Annotated in this window: 27 protein-coding genes; 15 read left to right on the top strand and 12 right to left on the bottom strand. The window is 70.0% G+C overall.

The window, feature by feature from the left end; translation table 11 throughout:
• The coding region (locus KPF22_RS01515) for a hypothetical protein (RefSeq protein WP_224401012.1) at positions 1 to 675 on the top strand (675 nt) is incomplete at its 5' end.
• Between the two features lie 814 nt (positions 676 to 1489).
• Here KPF22_RS01515 and KPF22_RS01510 read toward each other — a convergent pair.
• From KPF22_RS01510 to KPF22_RS01500, 3 genes are read right to left on the bottom strand one after another with little or no spacing between them, the layout of a single operon-like run.
• Complete coding sequence (locus KPF22_RS01510; RefSeq protein WP_224401003.1) at positions 1490 to 1744, bottom strand: hypothetical protein; 255 nt, start codon at positions 1742 to 1744, stop codon at positions 1490 to 1492.
• Positions 1745 to 2074 (bottom strand): DUF6247 family protein, encoded by a 330-nt coding sequence (locus tag KPF22_RS01505; protein ID WP_224401002.1) that lies wholly within the window; start codon positions 2072 to 2074, stop codon positions 1745 to 1747. It abuts the gene before it with no gap.
• Between the two features lie 58 nt (positions 2075 to 2132).
• Positions 2133 to 2528, bottom strand: a complete 396-nt coding sequence (locus KPF22_RS01500; protein ID WP_305080309.1) for a helix-turn-helix domain-containing protein — start codon at positions 2526 to 2528, stop codon at positions 2133 to 2135.
• Positions 2529 to 2746: 218 nt separating this feature from the next.
• Between KPF22_RS01500 and chrA (KPF22_RS01495) the strand changes: the two genes are divergently transcribed.
• The 5 genes from chrA (KPF22_RS01495) (at position 2747) to KPF22_RS01475 (ending at position 6503) form a co-directional block, all read left to right on the top strand.
• Positions 2747 to 4168, top strand: coding sequence for a chromate efflux transporter (chrA, locus tag KPF22_RS01495; RefSeq protein WP_224401001.1), 1422 nt, complete (start codon positions 2747 to 2749; stop codon positions 4166 to 4168).
• A 110-nt stretch (positions 4169 to 4278) separates the two neighbouring features.
• A complete protein-coding gene (locus tag KPF22_RS01490; protein WP_224401000.1) occupies positions 4279 to 5304 on the top strand; it encodes a DUF1259 domain-containing protein in 1026 nt (341 codons plus the stop codon).
• 28 nt (positions 5305 to 5332) lie between these two features.
• Positions 5333 to 5548 carry a DUF378 domain-containing protein gene (locus tag KPF22_RS01485; protein ID WP_224400999.1) on the top strand — a complete coding sequence of 72 codons (216 nt, stop codon included), beginning with the start codon at positions 5333 to 5335 and terminating at the stop codon, positions 5546 to 5548.
• Positions 5545 to 6075, top strand: coding sequence for a Chromate resistance protein ChrB (locus KPF22_RS01480; RefSeq protein ID WP_224400998.1), 531 nt, complete (start codon positions 5545 to 5547; stop codon positions 6073 to 6075). Before KPF22_RS01485 ends, KPF22_RS01480 begins: the two co-directional genes overlap by 4 nt.
• Positions 6072 to 6503: a chromate resistance protein ChrB domain-containing protein gene (locus tag KPF22_RS01475; protein ID WP_224400997.1), complete on the top strand. Its 432-nt coding sequence runs from the start codon at positions 6072 to 6074 to the stop codon at positions 6501 to 6503. Before KPF22_RS01480 ends, KPF22_RS01475 begins: the two co-directional genes overlap by 4 nt.
• A 326-nt stretch (positions 6504 to 6829) precedes the next feature.
• Here KPF22_RS01475 and KPF22_RS01470 read toward each other — a convergent pair whose 3' ends face one another.
• The 5 genes from KPF22_RS01470 to KPF22_RS01450 all read right to left on the bottom strand — a co-directional run bounded on the left by KPF22_RS01470 (position 6830) and on the right by KPF22_RS01450 (position 11527).
• Positions 6830 to 7996 carry a protein rep gene (locus tag KPF22_RS01470; protein WP_224400996.1) on the bottom strand — a complete coding sequence of 389 codons (1167 nt, stop codon included), beginning with the start codon at positions 7994 to 7996 and terminating at the stop codon, positions 6830 to 6832.
• A gap of 748 nt (positions 7997 to 8744) precedes the next feature.
• Complete coding sequence (locus tag KPF22_RS01465; RefSeq protein ID WP_224401011.1) at positions 8745 to 9968, bottom strand: hypothetical protein; 1224 nt, start codon at positions 9966 to 9968, stop codon at positions 8745 to 8747.
• Positions 9969 to 10036: 68 nt separating this feature from the next.
• Complete coding sequence (locus KPF22_RS01460) at positions 10037 to 10222, bottom strand: zinc ribbon-containing protein (protein ID WP_224401010.1); 186 nt, start codon at positions 10220 to 10222, stop codon at positions 10037 to 10039.
• Positions 10222 to 10635, bottom strand: coding sequence for a hypothetical protein (locus KPF22_RS01455; protein ID WP_224401009.1), 414 nt, complete (start codon positions 10633 to 10635; stop codon positions 10222 to 10224). Before KPF22_RS01455 ends, KPF22_RS01460 begins: the two co-directional genes overlap by 1 nt.
• 127 nt (positions 10636 to 10762) lie before the next feature.
• Positions 10763 to 11527, bottom strand: a complete 765-nt coding sequence (locus KPF22_RS01450) for a GntR family transcriptional regulator (RefSeq protein WP_224401008.1) — start codon at positions 11525 to 11527, stop codon at positions 10763 to 10765.
• 194 nt (positions 11528 to 11721) lie between these two features.
• On the opposite strand from KPF22_RS01450, the gene KPF22_RS01445 reads away from it, so the two are divergent.
• The 4 genes from KPF22_RS01445 (at position 11722) to KPF22_RS01430 (ending at position 14434) form a co-directional block, all read left to right on the top strand.
• Entirely contained in the window at positions 11722 to 12159 is a 438-nt protein-coding gene (locus tag KPF22_RS01445; RefSeq protein WP_224401007.1) for a hypothetical protein, read from the top strand.
• A 2-nt stretch (positions 12160 to 12161) separates the two neighbouring features.
• Positions 12162 to 12764 carry a ParA family protein gene (locus KPF22_RS01440; RefSeq protein ID WP_224401006.1) on the top strand — a complete coding sequence of 201 codons (603 nt, stop codon included), beginning with the start codon at positions 12162 to 12164 and terminating at the stop codon, positions 12762 to 12764.
• A gap of 2 nt (positions 12765 to 12766) precedes the next feature.
• Entirely contained in the window at positions 12767 to 13174 is a 408-nt protein-coding gene (locus tag KPF22_RS01435; RefSeq protein ID WP_224401005.1) for a hypothetical protein, read from the top strand.
• Between the two features lie 702 nt (positions 13175 to 13876).
• Complete coding sequence (locus KPF22_RS01430) at positions 13877 to 14434, top strand: hypothetical protein (protein WP_224401004.1); 558 nt, start codon at positions 13877 to 13879, stop codon at positions 14432 to 14434.
• An 814-nt stretch (positions 14435 to 15248) separates the two neighbouring features.
• Here KPF22_RS01430 and KPF22_RS01425 read toward each other — a convergent pair.
• The 3 genes from KPF22_RS01425 to KPF22_RS01415 are packed head-to-tail and all read right to left on the bottom strand — an operon-like array spanning position 15249 to position 16287.
• A complete protein-coding gene (locus tag KPF22_RS01425; RefSeq protein ID WP_224401003.1) occupies positions 15249 to 15503 on the bottom strand; it encodes a hypothetical protein in 255 nt (84 codons plus the stop codon).
• Positions 15504 to 15833, bottom strand: coding sequence for a DUF6247 family protein (locus tag KPF22_RS01420; protein WP_224401002.1), 330 nt, complete (start codon positions 15831 to 15833; stop codon positions 15504 to 15506).
• A 58-nt stretch (positions 15834 to 15891) separates the two neighbouring features.
• Positions 15892 to 16287: a helix-turn-helix domain-containing protein gene (locus tag KPF22_RS01415; RefSeq protein ID WP_305080309.1), complete on the bottom strand. Its 396-nt coding sequence runs from the start codon at positions 16285 to 16287 to the stop codon at positions 15892 to 15894.
• Positions 16288 to 16505: 218 nt separating this feature from the next.
• Between KPF22_RS01415 and chrA (KPF22_RS01410) the strand changes: the two genes are divergently transcribed.
• The 5 genes from chrA (KPF22_RS01410) to KPF22_RS01390 all read left to right on the top strand — a co-directional run bounded on the left by chrA (KPF22_RS01410) (position 16506) and on the right by KPF22_RS01390 (position 20262).
• The gene (chrA, locus tag KPF22_RS01410) at positions 16506 to 17927 is read left to right on the top strand and encodes a chromate efflux transporter (protein ID WP_224401001.1); all 1422 of its coding nucleotides are present in this window, start codon (positions 16506 to 16508) and stop codon (positions 17925 to 17927) included.
• A 110-nt stretch (positions 17928 to 18037) separates the two neighbouring features.
• Positions 18038 to 19063, top strand: coding sequence for a DUF1259 domain-containing protein (locus KPF22_RS01405; protein WP_224401000.1), 1026 nt, complete (start codon positions 18038 to 18040; stop codon positions 19061 to 19063).
• Positions 19064 to 19091: 28 nt separating this feature from the next.
• Positions 19092 to 19307, top strand: a complete 216-nt coding sequence (locus KPF22_RS01400; RefSeq protein ID WP_224400999.1) for a DUF378 domain-containing protein — start codon at positions 19092 to 19094, stop codon at positions 19305 to 19307.
• Complete coding sequence (locus KPF22_RS01395; RefSeq protein WP_224400998.1) at positions 19304 to 19834, top strand: Chromate resistance protein ChrB; 531 nt, start codon at positions 19304 to 19306, stop codon at positions 19832 to 19834. The genes KPF22_RS01400 and KPF22_RS01395 overlap by 4 nt, the downstream gene beginning before the upstream one ends.
• Positions 19831 to 20262, top strand: a complete 432-nt coding sequence (locus KPF22_RS01390) for a chromate resistance protein ChrB domain-containing protein (protein ID WP_224400997.1) — start codon at positions 19831 to 19833, stop codon at positions 20260 to 20262. Before KPF22_RS01395 ends, KPF22_RS01390 begins: the two co-directional genes overlap by 4 nt.
• A gap of 326 nt (positions 20263 to 20588) precedes the next feature.
• Here KPF22_RS01390 and KPF22_RS01385 read toward each other — a convergent pair whose 3' ends face one another.
• Positions 20589 to 21755, bottom strand: a complete 1167-nt coding sequence (locus KPF22_RS01385) for a protein rep (RefSeq protein WP_224400996.1) — start codon at positions 21753 to 21755, stop codon at positions 20589 to 20591.
• Positions 21756 to 22382 lie beyond the last annotated feature (627 nt).

Genomic DNA, 22382 nt, shown 5'->3' with positions numbered 1-22382 from the left:
TCGACACCGACCCCTGCCCTAGCTCAGCTACTACGCGGAGGACGAGGTGGCGAGGTCAAGCTGAAGTTGTTGTTGTCCGTGTTGTGGATCGCGGCCTCCCCGCCCTACGACACGACGATGCCCGGCCGAATCTGGGCTGAACTGATCGGCTTGCCCGACCCTGGTCGACGGGGAACCCACCGGATCAGCGCAGCAACACGTCAGCTCAAAAAGCAGAACTTCGTGACAACCCGAAGCCGACCGGGCGAGCCCACCGAGATCGTGCTGTTGAACGAGACCGGCAGCGGCGAGCCGTACACCAGCCCGGGACAGCGAGTCGCACAACTCGCTCGTGCCGAAGAAGACTTCGAACGTGACCGGTACTTCCGCGTCCCGAAAGAGTTCTGGACCAACGGCTGGGTTGCGGTGCTTGATGGTCCCGCTGTAGCAATGTTGCTGGTCCTGCTAAGCCTCGCCGCCGGGCGCAGCGACAACGATTTGTGGATCGCCCCTGAAGTTGCCGACCGACGGTTCCACCTCTCAGCTGAAACTCGCAAGAAGGGGTTCGACCGGCTACGCGACGTCGGCCTCGTTACCGTGCACCGTCGCCCCGTAACCCGTCAGCTCGACTCCACTCGCCACAGAAATGTCTACGATTTTAATCGTGAGGTTATGACTGAATCTGTACCGAAATAAACTAGAAAAGCAAGATTCATCGCCTACTTATAAAAAACGAACTGGTAACTCGGCGTCACTAACACGATTGAGATCAACTAATTTTCAGGCCTCACACCTATGCATCAAATGATCTTGAGGGACACGTCGTACCCGCCGTAGTCACGTCGCGTGTCGTCGTCCTATCGACGACATACCTTCAGTCGTGATCATTTTTAATGCATAGGTGCATGGCCTGTGATTGGTCTGGCCTGTGGTCAGTCAGCGGCAGCGGGTGCAGCGGTGGGTGAGCCGGTGTGTCGAGCGACACGGGAATGTCAGTGTCGGCGCCAGGGTGTGTCAGTGGATGGCGCCATGTGAATGTCAGTACGTGCTGGGACGTGGCGGGCGTCGAGGAGCAGGGCGTAGCGGGCGTCGTCGGTGAGTTCGAGGTCGTGGGCTCGGTACCGGCGGCGGACGAGGCCAGAAGCCGCACACGACCTCGGTGTAGGGCCCGGGCGGGACGCAGCGGTGGCAGAACCCGCGGGCGACCAGCTCGCCCGCCTCGCGGATCAGCCAGCGCACCGCGAGCTCGGCCCGCAACCGCGCCACGGTCTCCGCGCTGTTCGGCCGGCACCCGCACCCGGGGCACCCCCCACCGGAGGGGGTGCGCGGTTCCGGCCGGGGCGCGCTCATCAGCCGAGACCAGCCCGCCCGACCTCGGCGTGCCCGGCGCTACCGCGCGGCCGCGGGGGAGGTGGATCCGCCAGGATCGTCACGCCCGAGATGATGGACCTTCTCGCGGGGACCGTGACGTCGACTCGCCGAGGCCTCGCCAAGTCCGTTCCGGGCCAGGTCAGGCCAGCCAGGCGATCTGCACCAGGTCGACCCTGCGCTCGGAGTCCAGGATGAGGTAGGCCGCGACGCCCTCGTGGCCGGGACCGAACGACATCGTCCGCACCGGCCCGTGCGGGTTGGCGGGGTTGACCGGGCCGCCGGCCCACGGGTCGAGCTCCAGCAGCACCCGTAGCTCGGCGAACGCGGCCAGCGCCGGCGCGGGCAGCGCGTCGAGCTGGTGCTGGATGTGGTCGTCGGTGACGACGCGGTACACCTACAGACCGGCCCTGGCCCGGGTGAGCTCGAACGGCTCCCCGTCGGGCACCGGCTCACCGGACAGCGTCTCGGCCACGCGGCGCACCATCCACACGAAGTTCTCCGGGTCGCGCTGCAGCAGCGCCAGTCGCCGCCAGTGCTCCAACGTCTGGAACAACTCGCCCAGGTCCAGGCTCACCCGCGCGGCGGCCAGCGCGGCGACGTAGGCGACGTCGAACGCGCCCTGGTCGGCGGGCAGCAGCGCGGCCCGGATCGCCGCCGGCGCCGCCCCCGGCGCCAGCGGGTGCCCACCGGCCGGCTGCTCGTCGTAGGCGTAGGTCGCGCTCACGACGGTGAGCCTATCCGGGCCACCGGTCCGGCCCCAGGCTGCGACGCCACCGGTCGTGTCACCGGCCACCGGTCGGCGGTTCGCGTGAGGGCAGCAGAGCGTCGTACTTGGTGACGTCGGGTGGGGGTCGGGTGTCGGCGGGCAGCGCGGCCAGGACGGTGTCGAGCGTCGGGGTGGCGCCGGCGGCGGGGTGGCCGAGTTCGGGGACGTACTTGTAGATCGTGGAGCGGCTCACGCCGAGCAGCCGCGCGATCGAGGAGACGGTGTTGTTCGGGTGCGTCAGCAGGTCCCGGGCGTGGCGCACCTGTTCCGGGGTCATCGCGGGGGGTCGGCCCAGCCGGACCCCGCGGGCCCGCGCGGCGGCCAGGCCCTCGCGGGTCCCTTCGACGATCGTTTGCCGACGGGGCGGCGACGGGGGAGCAAGGGGGAGCGCGGCACGAGATCCGCTCGTCATCGCTCACTCTCGACCCCTGACAGCATCGCCGAAGCTGCGCGCAGTGGCTGGGCTGCAAGGTTGCTGGCCCGAGGAGGGCGATCTCACCCACCACCCTGCTGGCAATCCCGATGTAACCGTGGTTACGGTGCATGCCTCGCTTTGCCGGAAGCAGTGCGCCCGATCCACGGGGGGTTTCGTCCGTGAGTTCTACGCCCGATCCACGGGAGGTTTCGTCGGTGAGCTCGTCCGAGCCGAAGGATCCCACCGGCGCCGACTCGCCACCCGCGAACGCGGTGTCCGAGCCGGTGCGCGATCTGGTGCCGTTCCGCAGCGCGGTACGGGCCTGGTTCTTGATCTCGCTGCAGACCTTCGGCGGGCCGGCCGGGCAGATCGCGGTGATGCAGCGCACGCTGGTGGACGAGCGACGCTGGATCGGTCAGCGCCGGTTCCTGCACGCCCTGAACTACTGCATGCTGTTGCCCGGCCCGGAGGCCCAGCAGTTGGCGATCTATGTCGGGTGGCTGCTCAACGGCACCCGCGGCGGGGTCGTGGCGGGCACGTTGTTCGTCCTTCCCGGCCTGCTCGCGCTGTTGGCCCTGTCCGCGATCTACGTGGCGTTCGGGGAGACCACCGCGGTCGTGGCGCTGTTCGCCGGGCTGGCCCCGGCGGTGCTCGCGATCGTCGTCCAGGCTGTGGTCCGGGTCGGCCGTCGGGCGTTGGCCCACCCGGCGCTGGTCGCGGTCGCCGTGGCGGCGTTCCTCGCGCTGGCCGTGTTCGCCGTGCCCTTCCCCGTCGTGGTGGCCGCCGCGGCCGCGGTCGGTTGGGCGCTGGGCCGGTTCGCGCCGCACACGATGCGTCGGGGCGGCCAGCACGATGCGGTCGAGGGCCCGGAGCCGGTGATCCCCGACGACGCCCTGCACGCCGAACCTCCCAGCACCGCCCGCACTGTCCGGGTGCTCGCCGTCGGTCTGTTGCTCTGGGCCGCACCGCTGGTCGCCGTGGCCGTGCTCGCCGGCACCGGCAGCGTGCTCACCGAGCAGGGCTTGTTCTTCTCCGGGACCGCGCTGGTCACCTTCGGCGGCGCCTACGCCGTGCTCCCCTACGTCGCCCAGCGCGCGGTGGAGGTCTACGGCTGGCTCGCCCCCGGGGAGATGGTCCGCGGCCTGGCGCTGGCCGAGACCACCCCCGGCCCGCTGATCATGGTCGTGCAGTTCGTCGCGTTCCTCGGCGCCTTCCGCGACCCCGGCACGCTCGACCCCTGGGTCGCCGCGGTGATCGCCTCGTTGCTGGTCACCTGGGTGACCTTCGTGCCCAGCTTCCTGTTCATCTTCCTCGGCGCCCCCTACATCGAGCGCCTGCGCAACAACCGCTCCCTCTCGGCGGCGTTGACCGGGATCACCGCCGCCGTGGTCGGCGTGATCGCCAACCTGGCCCTCTACTTCACCCTGCACACCCTGTTCCGCGAGACCAGCACCACCACCTGGGGGCCCGTGCAGCTCGAGATCCCCGACCTCGCCACCGTCCAACCGCTGGCCATCGGCATCACCCTCGCCGCCTTCCTGATGATCTTCCGGTTCCGCTGGTCGATGCTGCGCACCCTCGGTGTCTGTGCCCTGCTCGGTCTGGCCGCCGCCGTGGTCGCCCCCGCCCTGCTGTAACCCCGGCCACCCGTTGGGGTGACCCACGCCGGCGCCGCGTTTTGTAACCGTGGTTCCATGGGTAGGTGGGGAAGGTGATCATCAGGTGGAGCGGAAGGAGGCCGGTGACGGTGGGCAGCGGCAGTGGCAGTGGTGGGGGCAACGGCAGGCGAGCAAGTCGGATGCTGGCGGTGATGGGCGCCGCGGCGCTGGTGGTCACCGGGTGCAGCGCTTCCGGTGCTGATCCGGAGCCGGCGACAAGCCAGGCCGCGCCGGCGGCGCAGTCCGGCGATGGCGGGGGTGCGCGGACGGCGCAGCCGGTGGCGACGACGGAGGCGGACTGGCAGCCGGTGGCCCAGGCGCTGGGCCGGCCGGGCACGCTCTCGGACGACGGGCTGGTCTACCGGGTCGGCTTCCCGCGCAATGACCTGTCGGTGCGCAGCGACGACGTGCAGATCAAGCCCGGGCTGGCGCTGGGCTCCTACGCGGCGTTCTCCCGCTACCCCGACGGCACCGTGGTGATGATGGGCGATCTGGTGGTCACCGAGGCGGAGCTGCCGCCGGTGACCGATGCGTTGCAGGCCGGCGGGGTGGCACAGACCGCGGTGCACAAGCACCTGTTGGCCCACGAGCCGCAGGTGTGGTGGAGCCACATCCACGGCGCCGGCCCGGACCCGGTCGCGATGGCCCAGACCGTGCGGATGGCGCTGAATCGGACCAGTACCCCGCCGCCGGCGCAGCCCGGGCCGACACCGGAACCGGAGCTGGACACCGCCGCGATCGACGCCGCGCTGGGCGCCAAGGGCAGCAACGAGGGCGGGATCTACAAGTTCTCGTTCAAACGCAACGAGGCGATCAGCGGCGCGCACGGCGTGCTCGCGCCCGCCATGGGCATCACCACGGCGATCAACTTTCAGCCCACCGGCGGGGGCCGGGCCGCGATCAACGGCGACTTCGCCATGGTCGCCGAGGAGGTGCAGCCGGTGATCCAGGCGCTGCGCGAGGGCGGCATCGAGATCGTCGAGGTGCACAACCACAGCCTCGATGACCAGCCGCGGCTGTTCTACATGCACTTCTGGGCCAACGACGACGCGGGCAAGCTCGCCGCGGCCCTGGGCAACGCGGTCCGCGCGCACAACGTCAGCCCCACCGGCTGACCCCGGTAGGCAAAGGAAGTGGTGACCAATGCGACCACGCAACGCACTGGACTGGGTGGCGTTCGTGTTCCTGCTGATCGGGGCCTTTGCCTGGGCGGCGTTCCTCACCGACGTCAACGTGCTCGACCGGGCGCTGGAACCGATCGCGGACCCGCTCGACGACGTCGTGTTCATCCTGATCGGACTGTCCGGGCTGTACTGGGTGGCCCGGGTGCTCGGGCTCGGACCGAAGACCGAGCGATGACCTCCGGCCGATCCGGCGGCGACTCCGCCCGGGTGGGGCAGTGGGTGATGCTGCAGTACCGGCTGCCACGCGAGCCGAGCACGCCGCGGATCGCGGTGTGGCGCAAGCTGCGCCGACTCGGGGTGGCCCAGCTCGCCGACGGGCTCGTCGCGCTGCCCGCCGACCCCCGCACCCGCGAGCAGCTGGAATGGATCGCCGACGAGGTACTCGGCGCGGGGGGTGCGTCGGGGATCTGGATCGCGCAGCCGGCCACCGCGCACCAAGAACGCGAGCTGGCCACCACCATGGCCGCGGCGCGCGCCGCCGAGTACCAGGCGATCACCGCCGAGGCCACCACCGGCGCGGGGCTGGATGAGGCCGGGCGGGCATCGCTGGCGCGGCGGCTGCGCGCCGAGCTGCGCCGGATCGTCCGCCGCGACTACTTCCCCCCGCCCGAACGCGACACCGCCCGGGCCGCGGTCGACGCGCTGATCGTCCCCGCCACCGCGGTGACCGCGCAGCCCGCAGCTGAGGAGGTAGACCGATGAAGTGGGCAACCCGCGCCGGGGTGCACATCGACCGGGCCGCGTGCGCCTGGCTGATCCGCCACCACATCGACAGTGACGCGCAGTTCGTCTTCGTCGCCGACCCGGCCGACGTCCCCGCCGATGCGACCCCGTTCGACATGCGCGGGGTGGATCTGGGCCACCACGACGGGGACTGCACCTTCGAGACGATCCTGCGCCGCCACCAGCTCCTCGACCCAGTGCTGTGGAAGATCGCCGAGATCGTGCACGAAGCCGACCTGGACGACGAACGCTTCGACGCCCCCGAAGCCCCCGGCCTCGACGTGGCACTGCGCGCGCTGTCAATGGTGTGCACCGACGACGACGTCCTCACCCACACCACACCCATGTTCGACGGACTCTACGAGTACTACCGCCGCGCCACCCTGCTCGGCCGCGCCCCGGCCTGAACACCACCAGCAAGGAGTAACGAGGAGCATCCTGGTGGTGGTGAACCAGTCCGCCACGTACATCACCACGCCACGCTGTCGTTCCGGCGGCGCGACCGCACTGTCATTCAACCGTCGCTCCACACCTGGTCGTGGGTAAGGGCAGGGCTGGCCGGGGTTGAAGCATTCGGCGGTGCCGTCGGTGTGCTGGATCTCGGCGCCGTGGCAGTGCGGGAAGTCCTGCGGGTAGGCGCAGCCTCCGCGCTCGTCGAGCTTGCGCGGCAGGGGGCGGATCAGCGGGCTGATCGTCCAGGTGTCGGCCATTGTGGTTCTGCTCCTCATCGGGCTCAGTTGGTCTGTGCGGTGCGGTAGTAGCGGCGGCGTCGCTCCCGGCGTTGCTCGGGGTCTTCGGCCGCGAGGGCGGCTCTCAGCCATGCGAATGGCGGGTCCGGCTCGTCGAGCAGGACTGCTCGTTCGCTCGTGTCCCGCTCGTGGTCGTAGGCCAGGCCGCGGGCGTCGAGCCAGGCGCGGCCTGCTTCGGGGCCGCCGGTGCGGGTGGCGATGATCAGGTCTTCGGCGACGGGGTAGACCTTCTCCCAGGTGCGGCGGGGGAGTTGGGCGACGAACTCGCCGCCGTCGTCCTCCTCGGCGATGGTCTCGTCGTCGATCTCGTCGAGCTGGCAGGCGGCCTTGAGCCCGTTGGACCAGACAAGCTGTTGCATGCCGTGGCTCGCCTGCTCCCACTCCGCCCAGAGCGCGAAGTCGCGCTCGCGTCCGCGGTCGAGGGCGTCGGCGAGGATCTGGAACGGGGTGCGGCTGCCGTTCTTGCCCAGCTTCCACCGGCCGCCGGAGGTCTCGAAGGCCAGCTTGGAGATGTAGCGGCCGAGCTGTTCGAGCGCGCCGGTGCCGACCCGGACATCGACGCCGTGGGCGATGGTGGCGTCGAAGCCCTTCCGTCGCAGACCGGTCGACCAGCGGGTCCAGATCTCGGAGGTGAGGGCATGCATCTCCTCGGTGACATCGCCGGGGAAGATCAGCAAGGCGTGGATGTGAAGGTGCCAGCCGTTGGCGCCGTGGGTGGCCTCGATCCCGCGGACGTAGTCCATGCCCAGGACGCTCTTCCAGCGCTTCCACCCGCGGGAACTGGTGACGTGGCGCCACGCGGCGCTCAGGCCTCGGCGCAGGTCGCGCAGGCGGTGGCCGCTGTGGTGGCGCATGGTCAGGCTGAGCAGCGCGACGGTGCCGCCGCGGGCTGCGTTCCAGGTAATCAGGTGTTCCAGCTCCCGGGCCCGGCGGGCGCTGATCTTGGCCGAGCAGACCGGGCAAGCCCACAGGCTGCCGCAGGTCACCAGTCCGCCGAACCCAGCCGACGCCGAGCCGTCCTCCCCGGTGCCGGGCGAGTAGCGCAGGACGACGTCTCCGCCGTCGTTCATCGAGGAGCGTCCGCAGCGTGCGACGCGACGCAGCGTCGTGATCCTGGCCAGCTCACGGCGGGCCCGGTATTTCTCCCTCAAGGCGCGGTCCTGCCGCTCCCAGAAGCTCCCTGCCCAGTCCCCCAATGGGTCCTGACCTGCGGTGGCCGCACTTTTCGCGTCAGTACCAAGCGCGGGCCCGCCCGCGGCGTCGGCGCTCGTCAGCGCGGCGGTCATCGAGCACCGCCAGCGATCGGGCCGCTGTGGCCGGCGCCCGGCCGGGCCGGGCTCCGGCCCGCTCCTGCCTCCGGCCCGCGGGCCGGGCCCGTCCGGACCGGGCGCGCGCCTGCGGCGCGAGGGCTGGGGGTGTTCTCGGTGCCGGTGCTGTAGCGCGTGCTGCGGTGGGCCCTACCTCGATGGCGGCTAAGTGTCGAATGCAGGTCAGAACCCGCCAAGGGCGCCTGCGGCGTCGCTACGCGATCGGCTGCGCCGCCCCTTGACTGAACCTGCCCCGCACTCGTGCGGCCTTGTATCGAGGAAGGGCAGCGGTCGAGACGGGCGGTGCTCCTGTGCGTCGTCCGGCATCCAGTGCTGTCGTCGATAGGACGACGCCGACGGTTGACCGTCATGACGGCGTGCCGTGCGGGGCGGCGGGAGGCGTGGGGGGTGGAGATGTGCCCGCGTGGCGTAGAGCCGAGTCGCTGGCACGTGGGTACCCTGAGGTCAGCCACGTTGGCCGGTCCGATCCGTTCGCAGATGGTGATGACTTCCGGCCGACGGGCGAGCCCCTGGGTGTTGGCGCACCTGGGGGCTCACTTCTTTGTCGGCCTGGTCGCTGACTCTGGCCTGCTCAGGCCGCTACCTGGTGGAGGCGCGCCGGGACGTCCCTTGCCACCTCGTCCCAGAACCTTGCGTAGTCGGCGTCCTCCGACGGCCCGGGCAGACGCGGGCCACGGGCCCGGGTGAGGGCGATGCCGGGGGCCTGGACCAGGGCGACACCGGGCGGGGACTGGCGGTGCTGGACCAGCTCGGCGCGGGCGTCCTGGCCGTGGAGCATGACCAGGGCCTCGGGGTCGTCGACACGGAAGCTCAGCCGCAGCCCGAGCTGACCGCGGGCGAAGCCCTCGATGATCGTCGCGTCCGCGCGCTGGGTGACCACCAGCAACCGCATCCCGGCCTTGTGTCCCTCCGAGACCAGGCGGCCGAACGCGTGCAGGAGCCGCTCGCGGACCTTGGCCTCTCCCTTCGGGGTCGGGGTGGTCGAGGCCAGGCGCAGAAGGCCGGCCAACTCCTCGAGGACGACCACGATCAACGGCCGGGCGGGGGTGAAGACGGTGAGCTTGTCCTGCCGTGCGGGCAGCTCGGCGATGCGCGCGTCCATCTCGGCGACCAGCCGGTCGAGCAGGTCGCGGTGGGCCAGGACGTCGCGGCTGCCGGTGGCCTGCCACTCGTGGTGGCGGGTGCCTGCCCAGGGACGGCCGAGCAGCAGCCCGGAGGGGTCGGACCCGGCGATCAAGACGTCGTCGAGGCGGGCGAGCTGGGCGAGTACCGAGTAGCACCAGACGCTCTTGCCGGAGCGGGTCGCGCCCTGCACGCAGGTGTGCGGCGCCTGGTCCCACGGCATCGCCAGCGGGCGGCCGAGCTCGTCGCGGGCGACGAGGACCTGAGCTCCGCTGACCGAGTGGTCGCGGGCCGGGAGCGCGGTGGTGACGTCAACGGCGAGCGGATCCCCGGTCAGCAGCTCGATCCGGACCCAGTGCGGGCCGCGGGGTTCGACCCGGATCCGGTCACAGCCCAGCGCGGCCGAGAGCCGCTGCGCGACCTCTGGGGCCCGGAAATCCGCGGCAAGCTGGCCGGGCATGAGCTTGACGATCAGCACCGGGTCGGGACCTGAGACGTCGGCGCGGGCCAGCGTCGGCACGACGATCGTGGTGCCGGAGGCGACCTGCACCGCGTGGGACAGCCCGACGTGCTCACAGGCGCGGCGCCAGGTGTCGGAGAGCTGGTCCACCAGCTCGCGCCCGGCCCGGTCCTGCTCTCGCTCCGCCCGGCGGGCGGTGGTCCAGATGCCCATCGCGGGCCCCCCTTCGTGAGAACGGCCCCGGGCCGGAGGTGGTCTCCGGACCGGGGCCGTGGTCGTGGTCAGCTCGCGCGGGCGAGCGGAGTCGAGTCGGTCGAGGTGGTCGAGGTGGTGGCGACGAGATCGCCCGTGAAGGCCCAGCCGTCGCACCGCGGGCACTGATCCGGCAGCCGGTCGCCGTCGTCGACGATCTCGGTGACGTGCTGGCAGGAGGTGCAGACCAGCACCAGGACGGCCGGGCCGGACATCACGCGGCCTGCTCGCCGCGCTTGTGGGCCGTGGCGCCGATCGGACGGATGCCCTCGGCGCGGTAGTAGACCTGCGCGCCCACGACCTTCTCCTCGTTGGTCTGGCGGTCGCGGATCTTCTTGTCCATCACGCCGACCTCCAGGCCGACCAGCTCGACCGGCATACCCGGCTGGACGCCCTGCCGGGGGTCCTCGTGCGAGGCGATGGTGATCGCCAGGACGGCGAACTTCGGGGCGCCAAAGGTGCGGAACCCGGCCGTGACCTGCGCCGTCCACTTCGGGGTGCCGTCCTTCATGCACTCCTGGTCGGTCTCGCTGCCAAAGCGCAGCTTGGGCGCGACGTCCATGACCATGACCATCTGGAAGGTCGCGGCCTGGTCGATCTTGAAGCTGTTCGGACCCTGGTTCGACATGACGTCTCCCGTGTTTCGATCCGCCACCGGGACCGGACCGTGTGAGGTACCTAGGGCCTGCTCCCTAGGTATCTCCACAGTACCACAGGGACAAGCTACCTAGGTACCTCGTTCTAGCTGGGGAGATTCAGAGGTCGTGACGACTCGTCAGGATCTCGGGCGCCTCGGAGTAGAGGTAGACGCCGACCTCGATCGGCCAGCCCTCGGCGAAGATCGTCGAGATGACGCGCAGGAGCGGGTCCCCCTCATTGATGTTGAGCGCCGCTGCCTCCTCTGCCGTTGCGCGAACTACCCCAACGATCTCGGTCGTCTCCGTCAGGTCCCGACCGAGCTGATCGGCGATGTAGCGGGGGGTGCCTTCCGGAATGCGCTCGTTCTGCAGGAGTCGTTCCGTGATCGGCTTTTGCTGGTCCAGTAGTGCAGGCAAGAACCAGGAGACAGCGATAGTGAACGGGTGCGCGTCGCGGTAGATGACGCGGTGCCGATAAACGAGCTGAGAGAACGCGGTGGCATCCAGAGCCGCGACCACGACCTCCGGGGCGTCGGTGGCCGGCGCCTCACCCGTCTTCCTCTCGGAGTGCTCATTGGGCAGATAGATCGAGCCGGTCGAGGCGATGCGCTGCCACATGGCCGCAGGACCGGAAGCAACGTTGCGGGACTGCCCTCGGACGATGAGTCCGTACCCGGGGCGGGTGTAGGCCAGGCCGGACGCCTTCAGTTCGGCCGCGACCTTGTTGGCCGTGGCACGCGAGACGCCCCAGGTCTCCCGGATCTCAGCCTCAGTCGGCACACGATCACCGACCGCCAGGTCCCCGGAGGCAATGCGCTCAGTGATCGCGTTGACGATCTGCACGTACGGGGGGTCTGCTCGCTGGATCTTGTTTGCTGCCATTCCTCTTGCCTCCTGCTCGGCCGAACCGAGCTACCTGTTGTTGCCTGGTACCTAGGTAACGATACGGGGAGGCTCCGCATTCCAACCAGTCGCCCCGGGCGACCAGTACGGTTTGCCGTCTAGCCGTCACAACGGTTTGCCGTTTATGTCGTCGTAAGGTTGACACGACGGCGTTGTCGTCGTATGATTGACGTATGGAGATCAGGGAAGCGCTGGAAGTGCTGGGGAGGGAATTCCCGGCGGAGGAGATCGAGCATTCCGACACGGTTGCAAAGCACAGCGCGAACTATCTCGACGTTTTTCATAAACGAGTAAACAACGATGAAGATTACGAGTTTACCAATGGCGAGGCAGCCGCTTTGTTCCGTATGTGCGAGGAAATGCGTGCCGCTGCCGATTTCTACGAGCGGGATCTGTTGCGAGCCCTGAAATGGGGCGGCGAGGGGATGACCTGGCAGCAGGTCGCCGAGGCCGTCGACGGCCAGCTCGGCGGGCGGCAGGCGATGCAGAAGCGGTGGAACCGGCTCACCGCGGCCACGCGGCGGACGACGACCGGGGACATGCGGCGGGGCGCAGCAGCGGCACACCGTCGTGACGGTAGTGTCGACGATACGACGACAGCGGCGGAGTAATCATGAGACTCACGGTGGGGCACCTCAAGGGCGGGACGGGCAAGACCACGACGGCGGTGCACCTGGCGCTCGGGCTCGCCCGCCAAGGCCGGACGTTGCTGGTCGACGCCGACCCCGACCAGGACGGGGCGTTGGCCTGGTCGCAGGAGGCCGCGGATTGGCCGGCGGATCGCTGCATCGTCATCGAGGCCGCCGACCGGCATCTGGCCCGCCAGCTCCGTCCGATGCTGATCGACTACGCCCACGTGGTGATCGACGTCGGGCCGAAGAACCCGAACCTGCTCACCCAAGCGATGAGCCTGTCCGAGCACCTAGTGGTGCCGCTGCGACCCACCGGCGCGGACCTGGCCGCGGTCGAGCGAGTCTTTGAGCTCGCGGCCGAGGCCGACGCCCTGTCGCCGCTGACCGCGGCGCTGCTCCTGGTCGACGTCGACAGCCGGTGGAAGTCCGCAGGCGAGGCGCGGGCGTGGGCCGAGCAGCAGGAGATCCCGACGATGACTGCCCACGTGCGGCACCTCATCGAGTTCGCCGTCTCCCGCGGCACCGCGCCGGAAGACCTGGGCGACTACGAGACCGTGCTGACCGAGCTGATCGAGGAGTCCTGATCATGGCTGAGCGCAAGCGAGCCGGAGCCCGTCGCAGCCTCGCGGCCGCCGCCTCCACCAAGGGTCGTCGTAACGACGACACGCCCGTCGAGCACCCGCAGCACCCGGACCAGATCACCCTGCCCGGGACGCCGGTGCCGGTCGCGGTCGCCGAGCCGGTGGCCGCACCACCACAGCCGCGTGAGGTCCCCGCAGCGCGTCCGGCGCGGGGCGGGTCGAAGTACACCGCGGTACTCGACGACGACACACGCGACGCGTTCGAGCACCTGGCGCGGGTCGCGCGGCGACGGCTGGGCCGTCACGTAGACAGGATCGAGGTGCTGTCCGCACTCGTGCTGCTTGCCGCCGACGATGCGAGCCTGCGCGACCAGGTAATCGCGATGATCGGCAAACAAGCACCGCGCCGGTGACTGAACAGGTCACCAACCCGTTGCCCCACCAAAAAGTCGTTGCCCTGGACCAACATGCAGTCCAGGGCAACGGGCAGCTCGGGGGCCCCTCACCGGGATATGAGCCGGATCTTGGAACCGCGAACCTCATGAGGAAATGAGCCCCGTCTTGGCTTCGGCGTCCCCGTCCTCCGATCCCCAGGCGCCGGGCAGCACCTAGTTCCAGGAGCACGGGAGACACCCCCGAGCCAGATCAATCGTAGCACAGGGTTAGCGCTTGCGCAACAAGGCACCTAACCTTATCAAACCTGCCGGACCCCAGGAACAGTCACTGAGCAGGAAGTTCCTGGTCACGAACGTTGGGCTTGTCGCTTGCGCAGGGGGTAACCTAGAGCTTGGACCAGTGGTAAGCTAGCGTCTGTGACGGATACTAGGGAATACCGAGGTTATGACCGGGCATCAATGCCGCCCGATGACGACAAACTCTTGCTCGTGGCAGCGACTCGAGCCGTGGCAGAACCGCTCGAGAAGCGGCTGACACGGCGGCCCGGCGCTCCGGTCCGGGCCGGGTTCGTGTCAGTGCATCCGTCAGCGACGCCCGGGAAGTCGACACCGACCCCTGCCCTAGCTCAGCTACTACGCGGAGGACGAGGTGGCGAGGTCAAGCTGAAGTTGTTGTTGTCCGTGTTGTGGATCGCGGCCTCCCCGCCCTACGACACGACGATGCCCGGCCGAATCTGGGCTGAACTGATCGGCTTGCCCGACCCTGGTCGACGGGGAACCCACCGGATCAGCGCAGCAACACGTCAGCTCAAAAAGCAGAACTTCGTGACAACCCGAAGCCGACCGGGCGAGCCCACCGAGATCGTGCTGTTGAACGAGACCGGCAGCGGCGAGCCGTACACCAGCCCGGGACAGCGAGTCGCACAACTCGCTCGTGCCGAAGAAGACTTCGAACGTGACCGGTACTTCCGCGTCCCGAAAGAGTTCTGGACCAACGGCTGGGTTGCGGTGCTTGATGGTCCCGCTGTAGCAATGTTGCTGGTCCTGCTAAGCCTCGCCGCCGGGCGCAGCGACAACGATTTGTGGATCGCCCCTGAAGTTGCCGACCGACGGTTCCACCTCTCAGCTGAAACTCGCAAGAAGGGGTTCGACCGGCTACGCGACGTCGGCCTCGTTACCGTGCACCGTCGCCCCGTAACCCGTCAGCTCGACTCCACTCGCCACAGAAATGTCTACGATTTTAATCGTGAGGTTATGACTGAATCTGTACCGAAATAAACTAGAAAAGCAAGATTCATCGCCTACTTATAAAAAACGAACTGGTAACTCGGCGTCACTAACACGATTGAGATCAACTAATTTTCAGGCCTCACACCTATGCATCAAATGATCTTGAGGGACACGTCGTACCCGCCGTAGTCACGTCGCGTGTCGTCGTCCTATCGACGACATACCTTCAGTCGTGATCATTTTTAATGCATAGGTGCATGGCCTGTGATTGGTCTGGCCTGTGGTCAGTCAGCGGCAGCGGGTGCAGCGGTGGGTGAGCCGGTGTGTCGAGCGACACGGGAATGTCAGTGTCGGCGCCAGGGTGTGTCAGTGGATGGCGCCATGTGAATGTCAGTACGTGCTGGGACGTGGCGGGCGTCGAGGAGCAGGGCGTAGCGGGCGTCGTCGGTGAGTTCGAGGTCGTGGGCTCGGTACCGGCGGCGGACGAGGCCAGAAGCCGCACACGACCTCGGTGTAGGGCCCGGGCGGGACGCAGCGGTGGCAGAACCCGCGGGCGACCAGCTCGCCCGCCTCGCGGATCAGCCAGCGCACCGCGAGCTCGGCCCGCAACCGCGCCACGGTCTCCGCGCTGTTCGGCCGGCACCCGCACCCGGGGCACCCCCCACCGGAGGGGGTGCGCGGTTCCGGCCGGGGCGCGCTCATCAGCCGAGACCAGCCCGCCCGACCTCGGCGTGCCCGGCGCTACCGCGCGGCCGCGGGGGAGGTGGATCCGCCAGGATCGTCACGCCCGAGATGATGGACCTTCTCGCGGGGACCGTGACGTCGACTCGCCGAGGCCTCGCCAAGTCCGTTCCGGGCCAGGTCAGGCCAGCCAGGCGATCTGCACCAGGTCGACCCTGCGCTCGGAGTCCAGGATGAGGTAGGCCGCGACGCCCTCGTGGCCGGGACCGAACGACATCGTCCGCACCGGCCCGTGCGGGTTGGCGGGGTTGACCGGGCCGCCGGCCCACGGGTCGAGCTCCAGCAGCACCCGTAGCTCGGCGAACGCGGCCAGCGCCGGCGCGGGCAGCGCGTCGAGCTGGTGCTGGATGTGGTCGTCGGTGACGACGCGGTACACCTACAGACCGGCCCTGGCCCGGGTGAGCTCGAACGGCTCCCCGTCGGGCACCGGCTCACCGGACAGCGTCTCGGCCACGCGGCGCACCATCCACACGAAGTTCTCCGGGTCGCGCTGCAGCAGCGCCAGTCGCCGCCAGTGCTCCAACGTCTGGAACAACTCGCCCAGGTCCAGGCTCACCCGCGCGGCGGCCAGCGCGGCGACGTAGGCGACGTCGAACGCGCCCTGGTCGGCGGGCAGCAGCGCGGCCCGGATCGCCGCCGGCGCCGCCCCCGGCGCCAGCGGGTGCCCACCGGCCGGCTGCTCGTCGTAGGCGTAGGTCGCGCTCACGACGGTGAGCCTATCCGGGCCACCGGTCCGGCCCCAGGCTGCGACGCCACCGGTCGTGTCACCGGCCACCGGTCGGCGGTTCGCGTGAGGGCAGCAGAGCGTCGTACTTGGTGACGTCGGGTGGGGGTCGGGTGTCGGCGGGCAGCGCGGCCAGGACGGTGTCGAGCGTCGGGGTGGCGCCGGCGGCGGGGTGGCCGAGTTCGGGGACGTACTTGTAGATCGTGGAGCGGCTCACGCCGAGCAGCCGCGCGATCGAGGAGACGGTGTTGTTCGGGTGCGTCAGCAGGTCCCGGGCGTGGCGCACCTGTTCCGGGGTCATCGCGGGGGGTCGGCCCAGCCGGACCCCGCGGGCCCGCGCGGCGGCCAGGCCCTCGCGGGTCCCTTCGACGATCGTTTGCCGACGGGGCGGCGACGGGGGAGCAAGGGGGAGCGCGGCACGAGATCCGCTCGTCATCGCTCACTCTCGACCCCTGACAGCATCGCCGAAGCTGCGCGCAGTGGCTGGGCTGCAAGGTTGCTGGCCCGAGGAGGGCGATCTCACCCACCACCCTGCTGGCAATCCCGATGTAACCGTGGTTACGGTGCATGCCTCGCTTTGCCGGAAGCAGTGCGCCCGATCCACGGGGGGTTTCGTCCGTGAGTTCTACGCCCGATCCACGGGAGGTTTCGTCGGTGAGCTCGTCCGAGCCGAAGGATCCCACCGGCGCCGACTCGCCACCCGCGAACGCGGTGTCCGAGCCGGTGCGCGATCTGGTGCCGTTCCGCAGCGCGGTACGGGCCTGGTTCTTGATCTCGCTGCAGACCTTCGGCGGGCCGGCCGGGCAGATCGCGGTGATGCAGCGCACGCTGGTGGACGAGCGACGCTGGATCGGTCAGCGCCGGTTCCTGCACGCCCTGAACTACTGCATGCTGTTGCCCGGCCCGGAGGCCCAGCAGTTGGCGATCTATGTCGGGTGGCTGCTCAACGGCACCCGCGGCGGGGTCGTGGCGGGCACGTTGTTCGTCCTTCCCGGCCTGCTCGCGCTGTTGGCCCTGTCCGCGATCTACGTGGCGTTCGGGGAGACCACCGCGGTCGTGGCGCTGTTCGCCGGGCTGGCCCCGGCGGTGCTCGCGATCGTCGTCCAGGCTGTGGTCCGGGTCGGCCGTCGGGCGTTGGCCCACCCGGCGCTGGTCGCGGTCGCCGTGGCGGCGTTCCTCGCGCTGGCCGTGTTCGCCGTGCCCTTCCCCGTCGTGGTGGCCGCCGCGGCCGCGGTCGGTTGGGCGCTGGGCCGGTTCGCGCCGCACACGATGCGTCGGGGCGGCCAGCACGATGCGGTCGAGGGCCCGGAGCCGGTGATCCCCGACGACGCCCTGCACGCCGAACCTCCCAGCACCGCCCGCACTGTCCGGGTGCTCGCCGTCGGTCTGTTGCTCTGGGCCGCACCGCTGGTCGCCGTGGCCGTGCTCGCCGGCACCGGCAGCGTGCTCACCGAGCAGGGCTTGTTCTTCTCCGGGACCGCGCTGGTCACCTTCGGCGGCGCCTACGCCGTGCTCCCCTACGTCGCCCAGCGCGCGGTGGAGGTCTACGGCTGGCTCGCCCCCGGGGAGATGGTCCGCGGCCTGGCGCTGGCCGAGACCACCCCCGGCCCGCTGATCATGGTCGTGCAGTTCGTCGCGTTCCTCGGCGCCTTCCGCGACCCCGGCACGCTCGACCCCTGGGTCGCCGCGGTGATCGCCTCGTTGCTGGTCACCTGGGTGACCTTCGTGCCCAGCTTCCTGTTCATCTTCCTCGGCGCCCCCTACATCGAGCGCCTGCGCAACAACCGCTCCCTCTCGGCGGCGTTGACCGGGATCACCGCCGCCGTGGTCGGCGTGATCGCCAACCTGGCCCTCTACTTCACCCTGCACACCCTGTTCCGCGAGACCAGCACCACCACCTGGGGGCCCGTGCAGCTCGAGATCCCCGACCTCGCCACCGTCCAACCGCTGGCCATCGGCATCACCCTCGCCGCCTTCCTGATGATCTTCCGGTTCCGCTGGTCGATGCTGCGCACCCTCGGTGTCTGTGCCCTGCTCGGTCTGGCCGCCGCCGTGGTCGCCCCCGCCCTGCTGTAACCCCGGCCACCCGTTGGGGTGACCCACGCCGGCGCCGCGTTTTGTAACCGTGGTTCCATGGGTAGGTGGGGAAGGTGATCATCAGGTGGAGCGGAAGGAGGCCGGTGACGGTGGGCAGCGGCAGTGGCAGTGGTGGGGGCAACGGCAGGCGAGCAAGTCGGATGCTGGCGGTGATGGGCGCCGCGGCGCTGGTGGTCACCGGGTGCAGCGCTTCCGGTGCTGATCCGGAGCCGGCGACAAGCCAGGCCGCGCCGGCGGCGCAGTCCGGCGATGGCGGGGGTGCGCGGACGGCGCAGCCGGTGGCGACGACGGAGGCGGACTGGCAGCCGGTGGCCCAGGCGCTGGGCCGGCCGGGCACGCTCTCGGACGACGGGCTGGTCTACCGGGTCGGCTTCCCGCGCAATGACCTGTCGGTGCGCAGCGACGACGTGCAGATCAAGCCCGGGCTGGCGCTGGGCTCCTACGCGGCGTTCTCCCGCTACCCCGACGGCACCGTGGTGATGATGGGCGATCTGGTGGTCACCGAGGCGGAGCTGCCGCCGGTGACCGATGCGTTGCAGGCCGGCGGGGTGGCACAGACCGCGGTGCACAAGCACCTGTTGGCCCACGAGCCGCAGGTGTGGTGGAGCCACATCCACGGCGCCGGCCCGGACCCGGTCGCGATGGCCCAGACCGTGCGGATGGCGCTGAATCGGACCAGTACCCCGCCGCCGGCGCAGCCCGGGCCGACACCGGAACCGGAGCTGGACACCGCCGCGATCGACGCCGCGCTGGGCGCCAAGGGCAGCAACGAGGGCGGGATCTACAAGTTCTCGTTCAAACGCAACGAGGCGATCAGCGGCGCGCACGGCGTGCTCGCGCCCGCCATGGGCATCACCACGGCGATCAACTTTCAGCCCACCGGCGGGGGCCGGGCCGCGATCAACGGCGACTTCGCCATGGTCGCCGAGGAGGTGCAGCCGGTGATCCAGGCGCTGCGCGAGGGCGGCATCGAGATCGTCGAGGTGCACAACCACAGCCTCGATGACCAGCCGCGGCTGTTCTACATGCACTTCTGGGCCAACGACGACGCGGGCAAGCTCGCCGCGGCCCTGGGCAACGCGGTCCGCGCGCACAACGTCAGCCCCACCGGCTGACCCCGGTAGGCAAAGGAAGTGGTGACCAATGCGACCACGCAACGCACTGGACTGGGTGGCGTTCGTGTTCCTGCTGATCGGGGCCTTTGCCTGGGCGGCGTTCCTCACCGACGTCAACGTGCTCGACCGGGCGCTGGAACCGATCGCGGACCCGCTCGACGACGTCGTGTTCATCCTGATCGGACTGTCCGGGCTGTACTGGGTGGCCCGGGTGCTCGGGCTCGGACCGAAGACCGAGCGATGACCTCCGGCCGATCCGGCGGCGACTCCGCCCGGGTGGGGCAGTGGGTGATGCTGCAGTACCGGCTGCCACGCGAGCCGAGCACGCCGCGGATCGCGGTGTGGCGCAAGCTGCGCCGACTCGGGGTGGCCCAGCTCGCCGACGGGCTCGTCGCGCTGCCCGCCGACCCCCGCACCCGCGAGCAGCTGGAATGGATCGCCGACGAGGTACTCGGCGCGGGGGGTGCGTCGGGGATCTGGATCGCGCAGCCGGCCACCGCGCACCAAGAACGCGAGCTGGCCACCACCATGGCCGCGGCGCGCGCCGCCGAGTACCAGGCGATCACCGCCGAGGCCACCACCGGCGCGGGGCTGGATGAGGCCGGGCGGGCATCGCTGGCGCGGCGGCTGCGCGCCGAGCTGCGCCGGATCGTCCGCCGCGACTACTTCCCCCCGCCCGAACGCGACACCGCCCGGGCCGCGGTCGACGCGCTGATCGTCCCCGCCACCGCGGTGACCGCGCAGCCCGCAGCTGAGGAGGTAGACCGATGAAGTGGGCAACCCGCGCCGGGGTGCACATCGACCGGGCCGCGTGCGCCTGGCTGATCCGCCACCACATCGACAGTGACGCGCAGTTCGTCTTCGTCGCCGACCCGGCCGACGTCCCCGCCGATGCGACCCCGTTCGACATGCGCGGGGTGGATCTGGGCCACCACGACGGGGACTGCACCTTCGAGACGATCCTGCGCCGCCACCAGCTCCTCGACCCAGTGCTGTGGAAGATCGCCGAGATCGTGCACGAAGCCGACCTGGACGACGAACGCTTCGACGCCCCCGAAGCCCCCGGCCTCGACGTGGCACTGCGCGCGCTGTCAATGGTGTGCACCGACGACGACGTCCTCACCCACACCACACCCATGTTCGACGGACTCTACGAGTACTACCGCCGCGCCACCCTGCTCGGCCGCGCCCCGGCCTGAACACCACCAGCAAGGAGTAACGAGGAGCATCCTGGTGGTGGTGAACCAGTCCGCCACGTACATCACCACGCCACGCTGTCGTTCCGGCGGCGCGACCGCACTGTCATTCAACCGTCGCTCCACACCTGGTCGTGGGTAAGGGCAGGGCTGGCCGGGGTTGAAGCATTCGGCGGTGCCGTCGGTGTGCTGGATCTCGGCGCCGTGGCAGTGCGGGAAGTCCTGCGGGTAGGCGCAGCCTCCGCGCTCGTCGAGCTTGCGCGGCAGGGGGCGGATCAGCGGGCTGATCGTCCAGGTGTCGGCCATTGTGGTTCTGCTCCTCATCGGGCTCAGTTGGTCTGTGCGGTGCGGTAGTAGCGGCGGCGTCGCTCCCGGCGTTGCTCGGGGTCTTCGGCCGCGAGGGCGGCTCTCAGCCATGCGAATGGCGGGTCCGGCTCGTCGAGCAGGACTGCTCGTTCGCTCGTGTCCCGCTCGTGGTCGTAGGCCAGGCCGCGGGCGTCGAGCCAGGCGCGGCCTGCTTCGGGGCCGCCGGTGCGGGTGGCGATGATCAGGTCTTCGGCGACGGGGTAGACCTTCTCCCAGGTGCGGCGGGGGAGTTGGGCGACGAACTCGCCGCCGTCGTCCTCCTCGGCGATGGTCTCGTCGTCGATCTCGTCGAGCTGGCAGGCGGCCTTGAGCCCGTTGGACCAGACAAGCTGTTGCATGCCGTGGCTCGCCTGCTCCCACTCCGCCCAGAGCGCGAAGTCGCGCTCGCGTCCGCGGTCGAGGGCGTCGGCGAGGATCTGGAACGGGGTGCGGCTGCCGTTCTTGCCCAGCTTCCACCGGCCGCCGGAGGTCTCGAAGGCCAGCTTGGAGATGTAGCGGCCGAGCTGTTCGAGCGCGCCGGTGCCGACCCGGACATCGACGCCGTGGGCGATGGTGGCGTCGAAGCCCTTCCGTCGCAGACCGGTCGACCAGCGGGTCCAGATCTCGGAGGTGAGGGCATGCATCTCCTCGGTGACATCGCCGGGGAAGATCAGCAAGGCGTGGATGTGAAGGTGCCAGCCGTTGGCGCCGTGGGTGGCCTCGATCCCGCGGACGTAGTCCATGCCCAGGACGCTCTTCCAGCGCTTCCACCCGCGGGAACTGGTGACGTGGCGCCACGCGGCGCTCAGGCCTCGGCGCAGGTCGCGCAGGCGGTGGCCGCTGTGGTGGCGCATGGTCAGGCTGAGCAGCGCGACGGTGCCGCCGCGGGCTGCGTTCCAGGTAATCAGGTGTTCCAGCTCCCGGGCCCGGCGGGCGCTGATCTTGGCCGAGCAGACCGGGCAAGCCCACAGGCTGCCGCAGGTCACCAGTCCGCCGAACCCAGCCGACGCCGAGCCGTCCTCCCCGGTGCCGGGCGAGTAGCGCAGGACGACGTCTCCGCCGTCGTTCATCGAGGAGCGTCCGCAGCGTGCGACGCGACGCAGCGTCGTGATCCTGGCCAGCTCACGGCGGGCCCGGTATTTCTCCCTCAAGGCGCGGTCCTGCCGCTCCCAGAAGCTCCCTGCCCAGTCCCCCAATGGGTCCTGACCTGCGGTGGCCGCACTTTTCGCGTCAGTACCAAGCGCGGGCCCGCCCGCGGCGTCGGCGCTCGTCAGCGCGGCGGTCATCGAGCACCGCCAGCGATCGGGCCGCTGTGGCCGGCGCCCGGCCGGGCCGGGCTCCGGCCCGCTCCTGCCTCCGGCCCGCGGGCCGGGCCCGTCCGGACCGGGCGCGCGCCTGCGGCGCGAGGGCTGGGGGTGTTCTCGGTGCCGGTGCTGTAGCGCGTGCTGCGGTGGGCCCTACCTCGATGGCGGCTAAGTGTCGAATGCAGGTCAGAACCCGCCAAGGGCGCCTGCGGCGTCGCTACGCGATCGGCTGCGCCGCCCCTTGACTGAACCTGCCCCGCACTCGTGCGGCCTTGTATCGAGGAAGGGCAGCGGTCGAGACGGGCGGTGCTCCTGTGCGTCGTCCGGCATCCAGTGCTGTCGTCGATAGGACGACGCCGACGGTTGACCGTCATGACGGCGTGCCGTGCGGGGCGGCGGGAGGCGTGGGGGGTGGAGATGTGCCCGCGTGGCGTAGAGCCGAGTCGCTGGCACGTGGGTACCCTGAGGTCAGCC

This window comes from Pseudonocardia sp. ICBG1034, assembly GCF_020131375.1.
Classification (GTDB): domain Bacteria; phylum Actinomycetota; class Actinomycetes; order Mycobacteriales; family Pseudonocardiaceae; genus Pseudonocardia; species Pseudonocardia alni.
The sequence above is the reverse complement of the archived record's forward strand: the minus strand, read 5'-3'. Positions and strand labels throughout refer to the sequence as shown.